Origin of the sequence: Aeromicrobium terrae, from assembly GCF_008039565.1 — a bacterium.
In the GTDB taxonomy this organism is placed as follows: domain Bacteria; phylum Actinomycetota; class Actinomycetes; order Propionibacteriales; family Nocardioidaceae; genus Aeromicrobium; species Aeromicrobium terrae.
In genome coordinates, this window is sequence record NZ_VDUX01000003.1 from 421,816 (window position 1) to 435,909 (window position 14,094).

The window sequence follows — 14,094 nt, forward strand, 5'->3', positions numbered from 1 at the left end:
GCGCTGCCCTAGCATCGATCCATGACCGGGAATCCGGGCATTTCGTGCACGAGCTGCGGCCGCGAGAACCCGGACGGATCCCGGTTCTGCGGGCACTGCGGCGAGTCCCTGGAGCAGACGACGTCATGCCCGAGCTGCGGCACCGTCCTCCCGTCCGACGCCCGGTTCTGCCTGCAGTGCGGCACACCCGTCGCCAACGCAGCTCCGGAGTCGCCCGAGCCGGAGGGTGAGCGCAAGCAGATCACCGTGCTGTTCGCCGACGTGCGCGGGTCGATGGACCTGGCCGAGCGGCTCGACGCGGAGTCCTGGCGCGAGGTGATGCAGCGGTTCTTCGACGTGCTCGCCGAGGCGGTCGAGCGGGCCGACGGCACCGTGGACAAGTTCACCGGCGACGGCATCATGGCGTTGTTCGGAGCGCCGGTGGCCCGCGAGGACCACGCCCTGTGCGCCTGCCGGGCCGCCCTCGACATGATCCGCCGGGTCGACGCCCTCGCCGCGGAGCTCAGTGACGAGGGCATCGAGCTCGCCGTGCGCATCGGCCTCAACTCCGGCGAGGTCGTCGTCGGGACGATCGGCGAGGGCCGGATGGAGTACACGGCCATCGGTCACACCGTCGGGCTCGCGCAGCGGATGGAGGCACAGGCCGAGGTCGGCACCGCCTACCTGACCGCCACGACGGCCGCCCTGGCCGAGGGCTTCTTCGACCTCACGGACTGCGGTGAGCGCACCGTGAAGGGTGCGAGCGAGCCGATCCGCGTCTTCCGCCTGGAGGGCGTCGGCAGCGCGCACGGTCATCTCGACGTCTCGCGGAACAGAGGACTGACGCGGTTCGTCGGCCGGGCGGACGAGCTGGCCGAGCTTGAGGCAGCGTACGCCCGTGCCCTCGGCGGGGCGGGCGAGGTCGTCGGCGTGGTGGCCGCCGCGGGCGTGGGCAAGAGCCGGTTGTGCCACGAGCTGGTCGAGCGGTGCCGCGAGCGCGGGATCGCCGTCTATCAAGCGCAGTGCGAGGCTCACACGCGCGACGTCCCACTGGTGCCCGTGCTCCAGCTGCTGCGGTCGCGGTTCGGCATCAGCGGCGTCGACTCCGACGCGGCCGCACAGGCGAAGGTCCGCAGCGAGCTGGCCGACCTGGGCCCCGGCTCGGAGGACCTCGCCCTGGTCCTCGACTTCCTCGGCGTGCCCGACCCGGACGCCTCGCCGGTGACGATGAACGGCGACGCCCGCAACCGCCGGCTCCGCGAGCTCGTCCGCCGGCTCGTGCAGGTCCAGGCGGGTGACCCGAGCGTCATCGTCCTCGAGGACCTGCAGTGGATCGACGAGGCCAGCGCGCTGTTCCTCGACACCCTCGTCGAGGCCGTCTCGATGAGTGGCGGCCTGATCGTGGCCAACTTCCGCCCCGAGTACCGCGCCGCCTGGATGGGCGGGACGCACTACCGCCAGCTGCCGCTGTCGCCGCTCAGCGACGCGTCGCTCGCGGCCCTGGTCCGCGACCTGCTGGGTGACGACCCCTCGCTCGACGGGCTCACCGAGCTGGTCGCCGAGCGGACGGAGGGCAATCCGTTCTACGCCGAGGAGGTCGTGCGCGAGCTCGCCGAGAGCGGAACCCTGCACGGCGAGCGGGGCGCCTACCGGATGGCGCGCGAGATCGACCACCTGCCGGTCCCACCCACCGTCCAGTCGATCCTGGCCGCTCGCATCGACCGGCTGCCGGCCGGCGCGAAGACGACGCTCCAGGCCGCGGCCACGATCGGGTCGGAGGCGAGCCGCGCACTGTTGGGCCAGGTGATCTCCCTGAGCGAGGACCGGCTCGACGACGCCCTGCGCACCCTGGTCACGAACGAGTTCATCCACGAGACGTCGCTCTACCCCGAGCACGTCTACGGCTTCCGGCACCGGCTCACGCAGGAGGTCGCGTACGGGTCGCTGCTGACCGCTTCCCGGGCGCGAGCCCACCTCGCCGTGGCCGTCGGCCTCCAGACCACCGACCCCGACCGGGTGGACGAGAACGCCGGCCTGATCGCGCAGCACTACGCGCTCGCCGGTGACGCGATGCAGGCGGCCCAGTGGCACCTGCGGGCCGTCTTCTGGTCCGGGGTGCGCGACCCGATGGCCTCGATCCGGCACGCGCTGCAGGTCATCGATCTCGAACGAGATCTGCCGAAAGGCGCCGAGTCAGACACCGTCCGACTCACCGCCCGGCTGTACGTCACCGCGATGGGATGGCGAGTCGGGGCGGACACGAAGGTGATCCGGAAGGCGTTCGACGACGCGGTCACGATCGCGGAGAGCATCGGTGACGACACGATGCTCGCGCTCCTGCACATCACCTTCGCCTCGTGCCCGCTCTCCTGCGAGGGCCGGCTGGCCGAAGCGGCCTGGATCGCGTCGGAGGGTCAGCGTCGTGCCGACGTCATCGGCGACCCCGGCCTGAGGGCCTTGGCCCGGGTGATCCCGATCTACTGCCAGTGGCTCGAGGGCAACGCCGGGACCGTCGTCCGGCTGTGCGAGGAGCTGGCCGAGCTCACCGCCGACGGCGTCGAGATCCCGTTCGCGGACTCGGCCATCGACCCGCGCTCGTGGGCCGAGTTCGCCCGGGGTCCTTCGCTCCTGGCCATGGGTCGCACGGAGGAGGCGCACGCCTGCGCGGCTCGCGGCATCGAGCTGGCGACCGCGGTGGGCGGAGAGGTGCTCGGCTGGGCGCACATGTTCGCCGCCACGTTCTACACCTTCGACCCCGACCTCCCCGTCGCCGACCTCGTCGAGCACGCGCGGGCCAGCGCCGAGATCGCCGATCGGCTCGGCGACGTGTTCTCCCGGGCATGGGCCCGCTTCTGGACCTCCTACGCCGCCCTGCGGGAGGGCTCGTACGAGGAGGCGCTGGCGGGGTTCGCCCAGGCCCTCGAGCAGATCCGCGCGCAGGGTGCGGGCCGGGAGTCCGAGCCGCTGATCCGGTACGGGATCGGCGCGTCCCTCGCCGGGTCGGGTCGCGTCGACGAGGGGATCGACATGGTTCGCCAGAGCGTCGAGCTCGCCGTCGAGCTGGGGATCGGGATCAACGAGCTCTGGACCCGGGAGCTGCTCGCCGAGCTGTTGATGGACCGCGGCGAGCCGGGCGACATCGAGGAGGCGTCGGAGCACCTGCAGGCGGCCGGCGACTTCGCCGTCCGAACCGGCAACGTCGTCTACGCCGAGCGCATCGCCGAGCTGCGCCGCCGGCTGCCGGCGACCGCCTAGGCCTGGAGAGCGGCCGGGTCCGTCACCGGCATCTGGCAGACGAAGTCGCGGCAGACGTACGCGGCCGGCCGACCGTCGACCAGGCCGCGGTCCTCGAACAGCGGGATCGGCGAGCCGACGTCGGCGGCCACGACCACGGCTCCGGGTGACGTCAGGCGGAGCGCGGCGCGGTGCAGGTCGGCGCGGTCGTCGGCCGGTCCGACGACCGCGATCTCGGCCGGTCCCGCCAGCATCGCCTCGGCCGCGGACAGGCTCGCGCCGGCGAACCGCGGCACCTGCCGGCCCACGGCCGCCGCGCTGGCCAGGCCGCGCTCGGCGGCCTCGCGGTACCGGTGCTCGCCGGTGACGGCGGCGAACGCCACCAGCGCGGCGATGGCCGACGACGTGCCGGACGGGTAGGCGTTGTCCGACACGTCCTTGGGTCGCACCACGAGCGTCTCGGCGTCGTCGGCGGTGTCGAAGAACCCGCCGGCCGGGTCGGTGAAGTGGTCGAGGATGCGGTCCACGAGGACTCGGGCCCGGTCGAGCCAGGCCGGGTCGCCGGTCAGCCCGAGCACGGCGACGAACGCCTCGGCGACGCAGCCGTGGTCCTCGAGCACCGCCGCGCTGCGCCCGGCCACGCCATCACGCGACGTGCGCAGGAACGTGCCGAAGTCGACGCCGTGGACGTCGGCCAGCAGCGTCGCGGCCTCGACCGCCGCCTCGCCGAACGACGGCTCGTCGAGCAGGACGGCGGCCTCGGCCAGCGCGGTGATGGCCAGCCCGTTCCAGGCGGCGACCACCTTGTCGTCCCGGGCCGGCCGTGTGCGCTCGGCCCGCGCAGTGAGGAGCTTCGTGCGCACGTCGGACCAGCGGTCAGCGTCGTCCGGATCCTCGAGCAGCTGCAGTGTCGAGAACCCACGCTCGAAGGTCCCGGCACCGGTGACGCCAAGCAGCTGCGCCGCCCACGCGCCGTCGGCGGCGCCGAGCGTCCGCATCAGCTGGTTCGGGTTCCAGACGTAGTACGTGCCCTCGTGCCCGTCGCTGTCGGCGTCGAGGGCGGACGCGAAGCCGCCCTCCGGTGTGCGGAGCTCGGCGAGCAGGAAGCGACCGGTCTCCCGGGCTATCCGCTCCGCGAGCGGCGAGCCGTCGACGCGCCAGCGGTGCAGGTAGACCCGCAGCAGCTGGGCGTTGTCGTAGAGCATCTTCTCGAAGTGCGGCACCCGCCAGAACCGGTCGACGCCGTAGCGGGCGAACCCGCCGCCGAGCTGGTCGTAGATGCCGCCGCGCGCCATCGCGTCGGTGGTGCGAGTGACCATCTCGAGCGACCGTTCGTCGCCGGTGCGGGCGTGGTGACGGAGCAGGAGCTCCAGGACCATCGACGGCGGGAACTTGGGGCTGGCGCCGAACCCGCCCGCCTCGTCGTCGTGCTGGGTGGACAGCTTCTGGACCGCGGCGTCCAGGTCGGAGGCGCCGATCAGGTCGCCGGTGGCATCCATGCTCTGCCGCAGGTGCGCGACGACGTCCGCACTCACCGCGGTCACCTCGTCGCGCCGGTTCTTCCACGCGTCGGCGAGCGCCTGCAGGACCTGCGTGAACGCGGGCATGCCCTGCCGCGGCTCCGGCGGGAAGTAGGTGCCGGCGAAGAACGGCTCGCCGTCCGGGCTGAGGACGCAGGTCATCGGCCAGCCGCCCTGCCCGGTCATCGCCTGCGTGGCCTGCATGTAGACCGCGTCGATGTCCGGTCGCTCCTCGCGGTCGACCTTGATGTTGACGAAGTGGTCGTTCATGAACGCGGCGGTGGCGGGGTCCTCGAACGACTCGTGCGCCATCACGTGGCACCAGTGGCACGCCGCATAGCCGACGCTCAGCAGGATCGGCCGGTCCAGCTCCTTCGCGACGGCGAGCGCCTCGTCGCTCCACTCCCACCAGTCGACGGGGTTGTCGGCGTGCTGGAGGAGGTACGGACTGGTGGAGCTCGCAAGCCGGTTCGGCATGTGTCCCACCGTACGGTGAGGACATGGGGACGCAGATCCGAGCGGCACGGGACGAGGACTGGGACGGCATCTGGCCGATCGTGCAGGAGGTGCTCGCCGAGGGCACGGCCTACACGTACGACCCGGCGATGACCGAGGAGCAGGCGAAGGGGAAGTGGCTGCAGCCCGAGCCGTGGCGGACGCTCGTCGCCGTCGAGGAGGCCGGCGGGGGTGCCGGGCCGCGGGCGGCTGGTCAGCAGCATGTGCTCGGCGCAGCGACGTTCGGCCCCAACCAGGCCGGCCCCGGGTCGCACGTGAGCAACGCCAACTTCATCGTCGCGCGCGACACCCGCGGCGGCGGCGTGGGCACCGCGCTCGTCGAGGCCACCCTGGAGCAGGCGAAGGAGGCCGGCTTCACGGCGATGCAGTTCAACGCCGTCACCGAGACGAATCCCGCGGTGCAGCTCTACCTGCGGCTCGGCTTCGAGATCATCGGCACCGTGCCGGGCGCGTTCATCCACCCGGAGCACGGACCGGTCGGCCTGCACGTCATGCACCGGCCGCTCTGACGCTCAGGGGGTGCGGTCGTCGCCGTCCTCGCCGGGCCACGGCTCGGACGCGCGCCGGGCGTGCTTCATGAACGAGCGCGCCAGGAAGAACGTGGCCAGGCACAGCAGCGCCACGATGCCGAGCGCCAGCCAGCCGGGCTTGACGTTGTCGGGCGTCAGCGGCACGTCGGCGGTGACGAAGGCGGTGATCACGTCCATGGGTCCAGCCTAGGTCAGCAGCTCGCGGTCGGGAGGCTCGCCCGGTCGGGAGACGGTGAGCACCGCCTCGACGACCGAGTCGTCCTGCTCCAGCTCGTGCTCCAGGGCGCGCAGCCGATCGGCGACGCGACCCTCGGTCTCGTCTCCGACGAGGTCGACGCTGGCCACGACGTACACCTGACGCGGCCCGACGAACTCGATGTGCAGGTAGCCGACGTCGGCGACGGCCGACATGCCGCCGAGCCGCTCGCGGGCCGCCTCGATCACCCGAGGGGACGCCTCCATCCCGACGAGGAACCGCCGGTTGCGGTCGATCAGCACGACGGCGATCACGCCCAGCAGCACCCCGACCAGGATCGAGCCGATCGCGTCGGGCGTCGGGGACCCGGTGACCTGGTGCAGCAGGATCCCGACGAAGGCGATGACGATGCCGAGGAGGGCGGCGGAGTCCTCGGCGAAGACGGCGCGCAGGGTGGGGTCCGACGTGTGGAGCGCGTGCTCGAGGACGTCGCGCTGGACGGTCTCGGCCTCCCGGCTCGTCTGCCGGAACGCCTGGAGGAACGACGCCCCCTCGAGGACGAACGCGATGGCGAGCACGACGTACGCCGCCACGAACCCGGACCCTTCCTCCTCCGGCGGCGACAGCAGCTCCTGCACGCCGTGGGTGATGGAGACCGCCGCGCCGGCGGTGAACAGGCCGAGCGCGGCGAACATCGACCACACGTACGCCTCGCGGCCGTACCCGAGCGGGTGGCTCGCGTCCGGGCGCCGCTTGGACCGCTTGTCGGCGACCAGCAGCAGCACCTGGTTGACCGTGTCGGCCCAGGAGTGCGCAGCCTCGGCCAGCATCGACGCCGACCCGGTGACGGCTGCTGCGACCGACTTCGCCACCGCCACCAACGCGTTGGCGGCGAAGGCGATGACGACGGTCAGGTTCACGACATCAGCGCAGGCCGGCGAAGAGGTCGTCCTCGGGGACCGACGTCTCGACGTGGCTCTTCACGAGCTGGAAGTCCTCGGTGGGCCACGCCTCGGCCTGGATCTCGCGCGGGATGGCGAAGAACCAGCCGTTGGGGTCGATCTGGGTGGCGTGGGCGATGAGCGCCTCGTCGCGGATGTGGAAGTAGTCGGCGCACTCGATGCGGGTGGTGAGCCGCGCCTCGTCCTCCGGCTTGCGCTCCCAGTCCTTGAACCGCTCGGCGTACGGGTTCTCGAGCCCGTGCTTCTCCAGCGCCGCGGAGATGGCCTCGACGCGCTGCCAGCTCCAGCCGAGCTGGTAGTAGAGCTTGGAGACCTGCCAGGGCTCGCCGGCGTCCGGGTACAGCTCCGGGTCGGCGGCCGCCTCGAACGCGTAGATGCTGATCTCGTGGCACTTGATGTGGTCGGGGTGCGGGTAGCCGCCGTTCTCGTCGTACGTGGTGAGGACGTGCGGCTTGAACGAGCGGATCAGCTTCACGAGCGGCTCGGCGGCCTCCTCGAGCGGCACCAGCGCGAAGCAGCCCTCCGGCAGCGGCGGCTTGGGGTCGCCCTCGGGCCAGCCGGAGTCGATCCAGCCGAGCCAGTCCTGACGGATGCCGAGGATCTCGCGCGCCCGGTCCATCTCCTCGCGGCGGATCTCGGTGATCAGCTCGGGATTGTCGATGATCCCGGGGTGGTCGAAGCTCGGGTTCAGGACGCTGCCGCGCTCGCCGCCGGTGCAGGTGGCGACGTGGACGTCGACCCCCTCGGCGACGTACTTGGCGGTGGACGCCGCCCCCTTGCTGGACTCGTCGTCGGGATGGGCGTGCACGTGCATCAGACGAAGTTGTTCAGCCACGTCCCCATACAACCACCTGCCCACGACGGAGATTCCTGCGCCATCATGAGCCATGTCCACTCGTGAAGCCGTGCTCGTCACGGGAGCCTCCACCGGGATCGGCCGGGCCATCGTCGAGCGCCTCCGCACCGACGGCGTCCGCGTGTTCGCGGCCGTCCGCGACCTGTCCACCGTCGACGAGCACCCGCTCGTCACCGCTGTCCGCCTCGACGTCACGTCGGTGGACGAGGCCCGCGCCGCCGCGACCACCGTCACCGAGGCCCTCGGCGACGCCCGTCTGCGCGGTGTCGTCAACAACGCCGGCGTCGCCGTCGGCGGTCCGCTCGAGTTCCTCGACCTCGACGAGATGCGCCGCCAGCTCGAGGTGAACGTCGTCGGCCAGCTCGCCGTCACGCAGGCGTTCCTGCCCCTGCTCCGCGAGCGCGGGCCCGACGACCCGCGCATCGTCTTCACCAGCTCGATCGGCGGCCGCGTGGCGGCGCCGTACATTGGTCCGTACGCGGCCTCGAAGCACGCCCTCAACGGCATGGCCGAGTCGCTGCGCCGCGAGCTGCTGCCGTGGGGCTTCAGCGTCTCCGTGCTCATGCCCGCGACGGTCAGCACGCCGATCTGGGACAAGGGCGTCGTCCAGGTCGACGAGGTGGTCGCCGGCATGCCGCCACGCGCCGTCGAGCTCTACGGCGAGGCGATCGAGTCGATGCGCGGCATCGCGGCCGGGGCCAACGACGCCGGCATCCCCGCCTCCGTCGTCGCCGACGCCGCGCACCACGCCCTGTTCTCGTCGCGGCCCAAGGCGGAGTACCTCGTCGGCCGCGAGGCGAAGATGATGGCGACGGTCTCGTCGGCCCTGCCGTACCGGACGTTCGACAAGCTCGTGCTGCGGGAGATGCGCAAGAGCTGAGGCCTGCGACGCCTGAGAGAATGACGGGGTGCCCCCGTCCAGCACCGACCCGTCCAGCACCGTCGCCGCCCGCTACGGCACGCGCAAGCGACCCCGCTGGATGTGGCCTGTCGTCGCGGCCGTCGGCATCGCGATCGGCATCTCCTGGGCCGCGTGGGTCGCGTTCCAGCCCCGCCCGGTCACCGCGAAGCTGTACGGCTACGAGGTCGTCGACGCCCACCACGTGAAGGTCACGCTGGACGTCCGGCGGCCCGAGCCGGTCCGGGTCCGCTGCACCGTCTACGCGCAGTCAGCGGACCACGACATCGTCGGCGAGAAGACCGTCGACCTCCCCGCCGGCACCGAGAAGAAGACCCGTTATCCGATCACCGTGGAGACCGAGCGGAAGGCCGTCACGGGCGTCTTGCGCATGTGTGAATCCTTGGATTGAGTGCTAGGCTCGATGTTTCACCCCGGGCGGACTGCCTGGGGTGCCGCACGTCAGAGGAGGAGCGATGACTCAGCACACCGACACCGAGACCATCTGGGTCACCCAGGAGGCCTACGACCGGCTGAAGCAGGAGCTCGCGCACCTCAAGAACGACGTCATGGACGAGATCACGGCCAAGATCGCCGCGGCTCGTGAGGAGGGCGACCTCAAGGAGAACGGCGGATATCACGCCGCCCGCGAGGAGCAGGGCAAGACCAAGGCCCGCATCGACCAGCTCGAGGCCATGCTGCGTCGGGCCGAGGTCGGCGAGAAGCCGGCCGACGACGGCCTGGTGGAGGCCGGCATGAAGGTCACCATCAAGTTCGCCGGCGACTCCGACACCGAGACGTTCCTGCTCGGCTCGCGCGAGCTGCTCAGCATGGACAGCGCCGTCGACCTGGACGTCTACTCCCCCACGTCGCCGCTCGGCGCGGCCATCATGGGCAAGTCCAAGGGCGACTCCGCCTCGTACGAGGCTCCCAACGGCAGCACCATCACCGTCGAGATCGTCGACGCCGTCCCGTTCTGACCGTCAGCGCCGCTCAGACGAGCGCGTGACCGAGCTCGGCCAGCCGACGCAGCACGTCCTCGCGGTGGTCGGGCCCACGCGTGGCGCCCTCGACGGACACGTCGACCTCCCGCACGCCGAGCGACTCGGCCGAGCGGTCGTGCGTGACGTTCAGGACGTTCACCTGCAGCCCCGCGAGGTCGGCGAGCAGCCGCATGAGCTCGCCCGGCCGGTCGGTGATGCGGACGCGCAGCCGGAGGAACCGCCCGGCGGCCACGAGGCCGTGGCGGATGACGTCGAGCAGCAGGAGCGCGTCGATGTTGCCGCCGGACAGCACGGCCACGACCGGGCCCTCCACGGCGCCGGGCTCGTCGAGCAGGGCTGCGACCGCGGCGGCGCCGGACGGCTCCACCAGCATCTTGCCGCGCTCGAGCAGCCCGACGAGCGCCTGGCTCATCGACTCCTCGCTCACGGTCACGACGTGGTCGACCTGCGCGGCGATGACCTCGAACGGGATGTCGCCCGGACGGGCCACGGCGATGCCGTCGGCCATGGTCGATCCGAGCGTCGCGGCGACCGGCCGGCCCTCCTGGAGTGATCCGGGGTAGGCGGCGGCGTCCTCGGCCTGGACGCCGATGACGGTGACGTCGGGATGACGCTCACGGACGAGCGAGATGCCCGCGGCCAGTCCGCCGCCGCCGAGCGGCACCATGATCGTGCGCACGTCGGGCAGCTGCTCGACGATCTCCAGCCCGACGGTGCCCTGGCCGGCCAGGATGTCGGCGTGGTCGAACGGGTGGATGAGGATCGCCCCGGTCTCGTCGGCGAACTGCTGCGCCGCCTCGAGCGCCTCCGTGACGCCGGCGCCGGCAAACTCGACCTGGGCGCCGTAGCCCTGGGTGGCGCTCACCTTGGGCAGCGCCGCGCCCTCCGGCATGAAGATGGTGGCCTTCGTGTCGAGCATCGAGGCCGCCAGGGCGACGCCTTGCGCGTGGTTGCCGGCGCTGGCGGCCACGACGCCGCGGGCCCGCTCGGCCGCGGAGAGCCGGGAGATGCGCACGTAGGCACCGCGAATCTTGAACGAGCCGGTGCGCTGGAGGTTCTCGCACTTGAGGTAGACGGGCACCTTCGCGCGGGTGCTCAGCCACCGCGAGTGAGCCATCGGCGTCTCCTCGATCACCCCGTCGAGGAGGCTGCGGGCGGCGAGGACGTCGGAGAGCTCCACGGACCTCACTCTAGGCGTGCCCCAGCTCGGGCGGGAGCTCCTCCGGATCGCTCTGGAACTCCCGCGCGGTGACGGCCAGATGCCGCACGACGCCGTTGAGGCAGGCCGCGAGCGGGACGGCGATCAGCGCTCCCACCACGCCCGCGACGACCACGCCTGAGGCGATCGCGATGATGATGGCCAGCGGGTGGACAGCGACGATCTTGCCCATCAGGAACGGCTGCAGCACGTGCGACTCGAACTGCTGCACGGCGACCACCGCGAGCAGCATGAACAGGGCGGTCCATGGCCCTTGCGCCACGAGCGCGACGAGCACCGCGACCATGCCGGAGACCAGCGCACCGACGATCGGCACGAACGCGCCCAGGAACACCAGGACGCCGATGGCCAGCGTCAGCGGGACGCCCAGCGCCCACGCGGCGAACGCGATGCCCAGGGCGTCGGTGAGCGCGACGATGACCGTGGCCCGCACGAACGCGGTGAGCGAGCGCCACGCGGTCTGTCCGGAGGTGTGGACCCGCTCGCGGGCGGCCTGCGGGAACAGCGCGACGACCCAGCTCCAGATGCGATCGCCCTCGTAGAGGAAGAAGAACGCCGAGAACAGCGCGATGAAGAACCCCGCGACGATGTGCGTGAGCGTGGTGCCCACCTCGCCGATCCGGGTCAGCAGCGACGTGTCGCTGGAGGAGATGCTCGCCTTCGCGTCGTCGATCCAGCTCTGGAGCTGCGCGTCGCTGAGGTCGAGCGGGCCGTCCTTGGCCCAGTCCTGCACCTGCGTGATGCCCTCGACGACGTTCGCCTTCAGGTCGCTGACCTGCGTCGACAGCTGCTGGCCGACGAGCGCGAGCATGCCGAAGAACGCCAGCAGCATGAAGAGGACCACCATGAACGTGGCGGCCAGCCGCGGGATCCCGTGGTCCTCGAGCCAGTCGACCGCGTTGATCGTCAGGGCCGTCCCGAGCACCGCGATGGCCACCGGCACGGTGATCTCGGAGAAGTAGCGCAGGAACCAGATGCCGAGCAGTCCGGCGGCCGCGATGATCAGCAGGCGCCACGCCCAGGCCGTCGCGATCTCCACCCCGATCGGGATCTGCACCGAACGCCGCGACGAGTCCTCCACGGCACCGAGACTACGGGAACAGAGGCCTGCGGCTCGATGTTGAAACGCATACGCTCGACCACGAAAGGTGGCCCCCATGTTCGGCAAGACGACGACCCTCCCCGACGAGAGCACCGCCCTCCGCGGACGCGACACCCGCCCCTTCTCCGTCGGCGGCGACCACCTGGTGCTGGGCAACCCGGTCGAGACCGACGTGCCCGAGGGCCTGGAGTCCGTCGTCGTCGGCCTGGGCTGCTTCTGGGGCGAGGAGAAGACCTTCTGGGAGCTCCCCGGCGTCTGGTCCACGTCGGTCGGCTACGCCGGCGGCATCACGCCCAACCCCACGTACGAGGAGGTGTGCACGGGTCGCACCGGGCACGCCGAGGTCGTGCGCATCATCTTCGACCCGGAGAAGCTGCCGTTCAGCCGCATCCTCGAGGTGTTCTGGGAGAACCACGACCCCACGCAGGGCATGCGCCAGGGCAACGACCGCGGCTCGCAGTACCGCTCGATCATCCTGACGACCACCGAGGAGCAGCAGAAGCTGGCCGAGGAGTCCAAGGCGCACTACCAGGAGCGGATGACGGCGGCCGGCTACGGCACCATCACCACGAGCATCCTGCCGCTCGGCGAGTACTACTACGCCGAGGACTACCACCAGCAGTACCTGGTGAAGAACCCGTACGGCTACTGCCCGCTGCACGCCACGGGCGTCAGCTACGCGTGATCCCGTGGCTCGGGGTCGTCAGATGACGATCCCGAGCAGCAGCACGAACACCAGGCCGGTGACCGACAGCACCGTCTCCATCAGCGACCAGCTCTTGATGGTCTGACCGACGGACATCCCGAAGTACTCCTTCACCAGCCAGAACCCGGCGTCGTTGACGTGCGAGAAGAACACCGACCCGGAGCCGACGGCCAGCACCACGAGCGACGTCTCGCCGGTGCTGAGCCCGTCGACCAGCTCGATCATCAGCGACGACGCCGTGATGGTGGCGACGGTGGCCGAGCCGGTGGCCAGTCGGATGAGCACGGCCAGCACCCAGGCGAGCAGCAGCACCGAGATGTCGGCGTCCTTGGCCCAGTCGGCCAGCACGGTGCCGACGCCGGTGTCGACGAGCACCTGCTTGAACCCGCCGCCGGCGGCCACGATCAGCAGGATGCCGGCGATCGGCGGCAGACCGGCCTCGACGGACGCGGCGACGTCCTTGCGCTCCATCCCGGCGTGGATCCCGAGTGTGTACATCGCCACGAGCACGGCGATCAGCAGGGCGATCAACGGGGTGCCCAGGACGTCGAGGACCTGACGGAAGGTCTGCTCCTCGTCGTCGATGAGGATGTCGACGAGCGCCTTGCCGAGCATCAGCACCACGGGCAGCAGGACGCTGAACAACGTGATGCCGAACGACGGCCGCTGCGCCGACTCGTCGCGGTCGGAGGCGTCGAACGTGTGCGGCGGCGCCACGTCCACCCAGCGTCCGGCGATGCGCCCGAAGAGCGGCCCGGCGACGACCACCGTCGGGACGGCCACCAGGACGCCCAGTGCGAGGGTGACGCCGAGGTCGGCGTGGAGGTAGTCGATCGCGGTCAGGGGGCCGGGGTGCGGAGGCACGAGCCCGTGCATGGCGGACAGACCGGCCAGCGCCGGGATGCCCACCGTGATCAGCGAGACCTGGGCCCGCCGCGCGACGAGGTAGATGACCGGCATCAGCAGGACCAGACCGATCTCGAAGAACATCGGCAGGCCGATGATCGCGCCGACCAGCGCCATCGCCCACGGCAGCCCGGCGGTCGAGGCGCGGCCGACGATCGTGTCGACGATCTGGTCCGCGCCGCCGGAGTCGGCGAGGAGCTTCGCGAACATCGCGCCGAGGGCGATCAGGATGCCGACGCCGGCGGCCGTGTCGCCGAACCCGGTGGAGAACGACGCGATCACGTCGTTGACGTTCTGGCCGGCGACGATGCCGACCGTCAGACCGCCGAGGATGAGGCCGAGGAACGGGTGCACCTTGGCCGCCGTGATCAGCACGACGATCAGCGCGATGCCGACGAGCGCGGCGACGACGAGCTGCCACCCGTCCGCGACCGGCTTGACGACGTCGTCCATGGGCAGGGCGGCG

At 71.3% G+C, this 14,094-nt stretch carries 13 protein-coding genes; 6 read left to right on the plus strand and 7 right to left on the minus strand.

What is annotated here, in order from left to right:
- The first annotated feature begins 21 nt into the window (after window positions 1-21).
- The gene (locus FHP06_RS08820; protein WP_147685850.1) at window positions 22-3,234 is read left to right on the plus strand and encodes an adenylate/guanylate cyclase domain-containing protein; all 3,213 of its coding nucleotides are present in this window, start codon (window positions 22-24) and stop codon (window positions 3,232-3,234) included.
- Here the strand turns inward: FHP06_RS08820 and FHP06_RS08825 are convergent.
- A complete protein-coding gene (locus tag FHP06_RS08825; protein ID WP_147685852.1) occupies window positions 3,231-5,210 on the minus strand; it encodes a thioredoxin domain-containing protein in 1,980 nt (659 codons plus the stop codon). The two genes, FHP06_RS08820 and FHP06_RS08825, sit on opposite strands and share 4 nt — an antisense overlap.
- A 23-nt stretch (window positions 5,211-5,233) precedes the next feature.
- Between FHP06_RS08825 and FHP06_RS08830 the strand changes: the two genes are divergently transcribed.
- Window positions 5,234-5,758 carry a GNAT family N-acetyltransferase gene (locus FHP06_RS08830; RefSeq protein ID WP_147685854.1) on the plus strand — a complete coding sequence of 175 codons (525 nt, stop codon included), beginning with the start codon at window positions 5,234-5,236 and terminating at the stop codon, window positions 5,756-5,758.
- A gap of 3 nt (window positions 5,759-5,761) precedes the next feature.
- Here FHP06_RS08830 and FHP06_RS08835 read toward each other — a convergent pair whose 3' ends face one another.
- Genes FHP06_RS08835 through mca form a run of 3 tightly spaced genes read right to left on the minus strand, consistent with a single transcriptional unit; the run spans window position 5,762 to window position 7,772 of the window.
- Window positions 5,762-5,956: a hypothetical protein gene (locus tag FHP06_RS08835; RefSeq protein WP_147685856.1), complete on the minus strand. Its 195-nt coding sequence runs from the start codon at window positions 5,954-5,956 to the stop codon at window positions 5,762-5,764.
- Window positions 5,957-5,965: 9 nt separating this feature from the next.
- Window positions 5,966-6,895 (minus strand): cation diffusion facilitator family transporter, encoded by a 930-nt coding sequence (locus FHP06_RS08840; protein WP_147685858.1) that lies wholly within the window; start codon window positions 6,893-6,895, stop codon window positions 5,966-5,968.
- 4 nt (window positions 6,896-6,899) lie between these two features.
- A complete protein-coding gene (gene mca, locus FHP06_RS08845; protein ID WP_147685860.1) occupies window positions 6,900-7,772 on the minus strand; it encodes a mycothiol conjugate amidase Mca in 873 nt (290 codons plus the stop codon).
- A gap of 52 nt (window positions 7,773-7,824) precedes the next feature.
- Here mca and FHP06_RS08850 point away from each other — a divergent pair, with 52 nt between their 5' ends.
- From FHP06_RS08850 to greA, 3 genes are all read left to right on the plus strand, one after another.
- Entirely contained in the window at window positions 7,825-8,673 is an 849-nt protein-coding gene (locus FHP06_RS08850) for an SDR family NAD(P)-dependent oxidoreductase (RefSeq protein ID WP_147685862.1), read from the plus strand.
- Between the two features lie 28 nt (window positions 8,674-8,701).
- Complete coding sequence (locus tag FHP06_RS08855) at window positions 8,702-9,103, plus strand: DUF4307 domain-containing protein (protein WP_147685864.1); 402 nt, start codon at window positions 8,702-8,704, stop codon at window positions 9,101-9,103.
- Between the two features lie 64 nt (window positions 9,104-9,167).
- Window positions 9,168-9,671 carry a transcription elongation factor GreA gene (gene greA, locus FHP06_RS08860; protein ID WP_147685866.1) on the plus strand — a complete coding sequence of 168 codons (504 nt, stop codon included), beginning with the start codon at window positions 9,168-9,170 and terminating at the stop codon, window positions 9,669-9,671.
- A gap of 13 nt (window positions 9,672-9,684) precedes the next feature.
- Here greA and ilvA read toward each other — a convergent pair whose 3' ends face one another.
- Both ilvA and FHP06_RS08870 read right to left on the minus strand, forming a co-directional pair.
- The gene (gene ilvA, locus FHP06_RS08865) at window positions 9,685-10,875 is read right to left on the minus strand and encodes a threonine ammonia-lyase (RefSeq protein ID WP_230973448.1); all 1,191 of its coding nucleotides are present in this window, start codon (window positions 10,873-10,875) and stop codon (window positions 9,685-9,687) included.
- A gap of 10 nt (window positions 10,876-10,885) precedes the next feature.
- The gene (locus FHP06_RS08870; RefSeq protein ID WP_230973449.1) at window positions 10,886-11,995 is read right to left on the minus strand and encodes an AI-2E family transporter; all 1,110 of its coding nucleotides are present in this window, start codon (window positions 11,993-11,995) and stop codon (window positions 10,886-10,888) included.
- A 76-nt stretch (window positions 11,996-12,071) separates the two neighbouring features.
- Between FHP06_RS08870 and msrA the strand changes: the two genes are divergently transcribed.
- On the plus strand, window positions 12,072-12,701 hold the full coding sequence (gene msrA / locus FHP06_RS08875; RefSeq protein ID WP_147685870.1) for a peptide-methionine (S)-S-oxide reductase MsrA: 630 nt from the start codon (window positions 12,072-12,074) through the stop codon (window positions 12,699-12,701).
- A gap of 18 nt (window positions 12,702-12,719) precedes the next feature.
- On the opposite strand, the gene FHP06_RS08880 is transcribed toward msrA, so the two are convergent.
- On the minus strand, window positions 12,720-14,081 hold the full coding sequence (locus tag FHP06_RS08880) for a GntP family permease (protein ID WP_222706434.1): 1,362 nt from the start codon (window positions 14,079-14,081) through the stop codon (window positions 12,720-12,722).
- Between the last annotated feature and the right edge of the window lie 13 nt (window positions 14,082-14,094).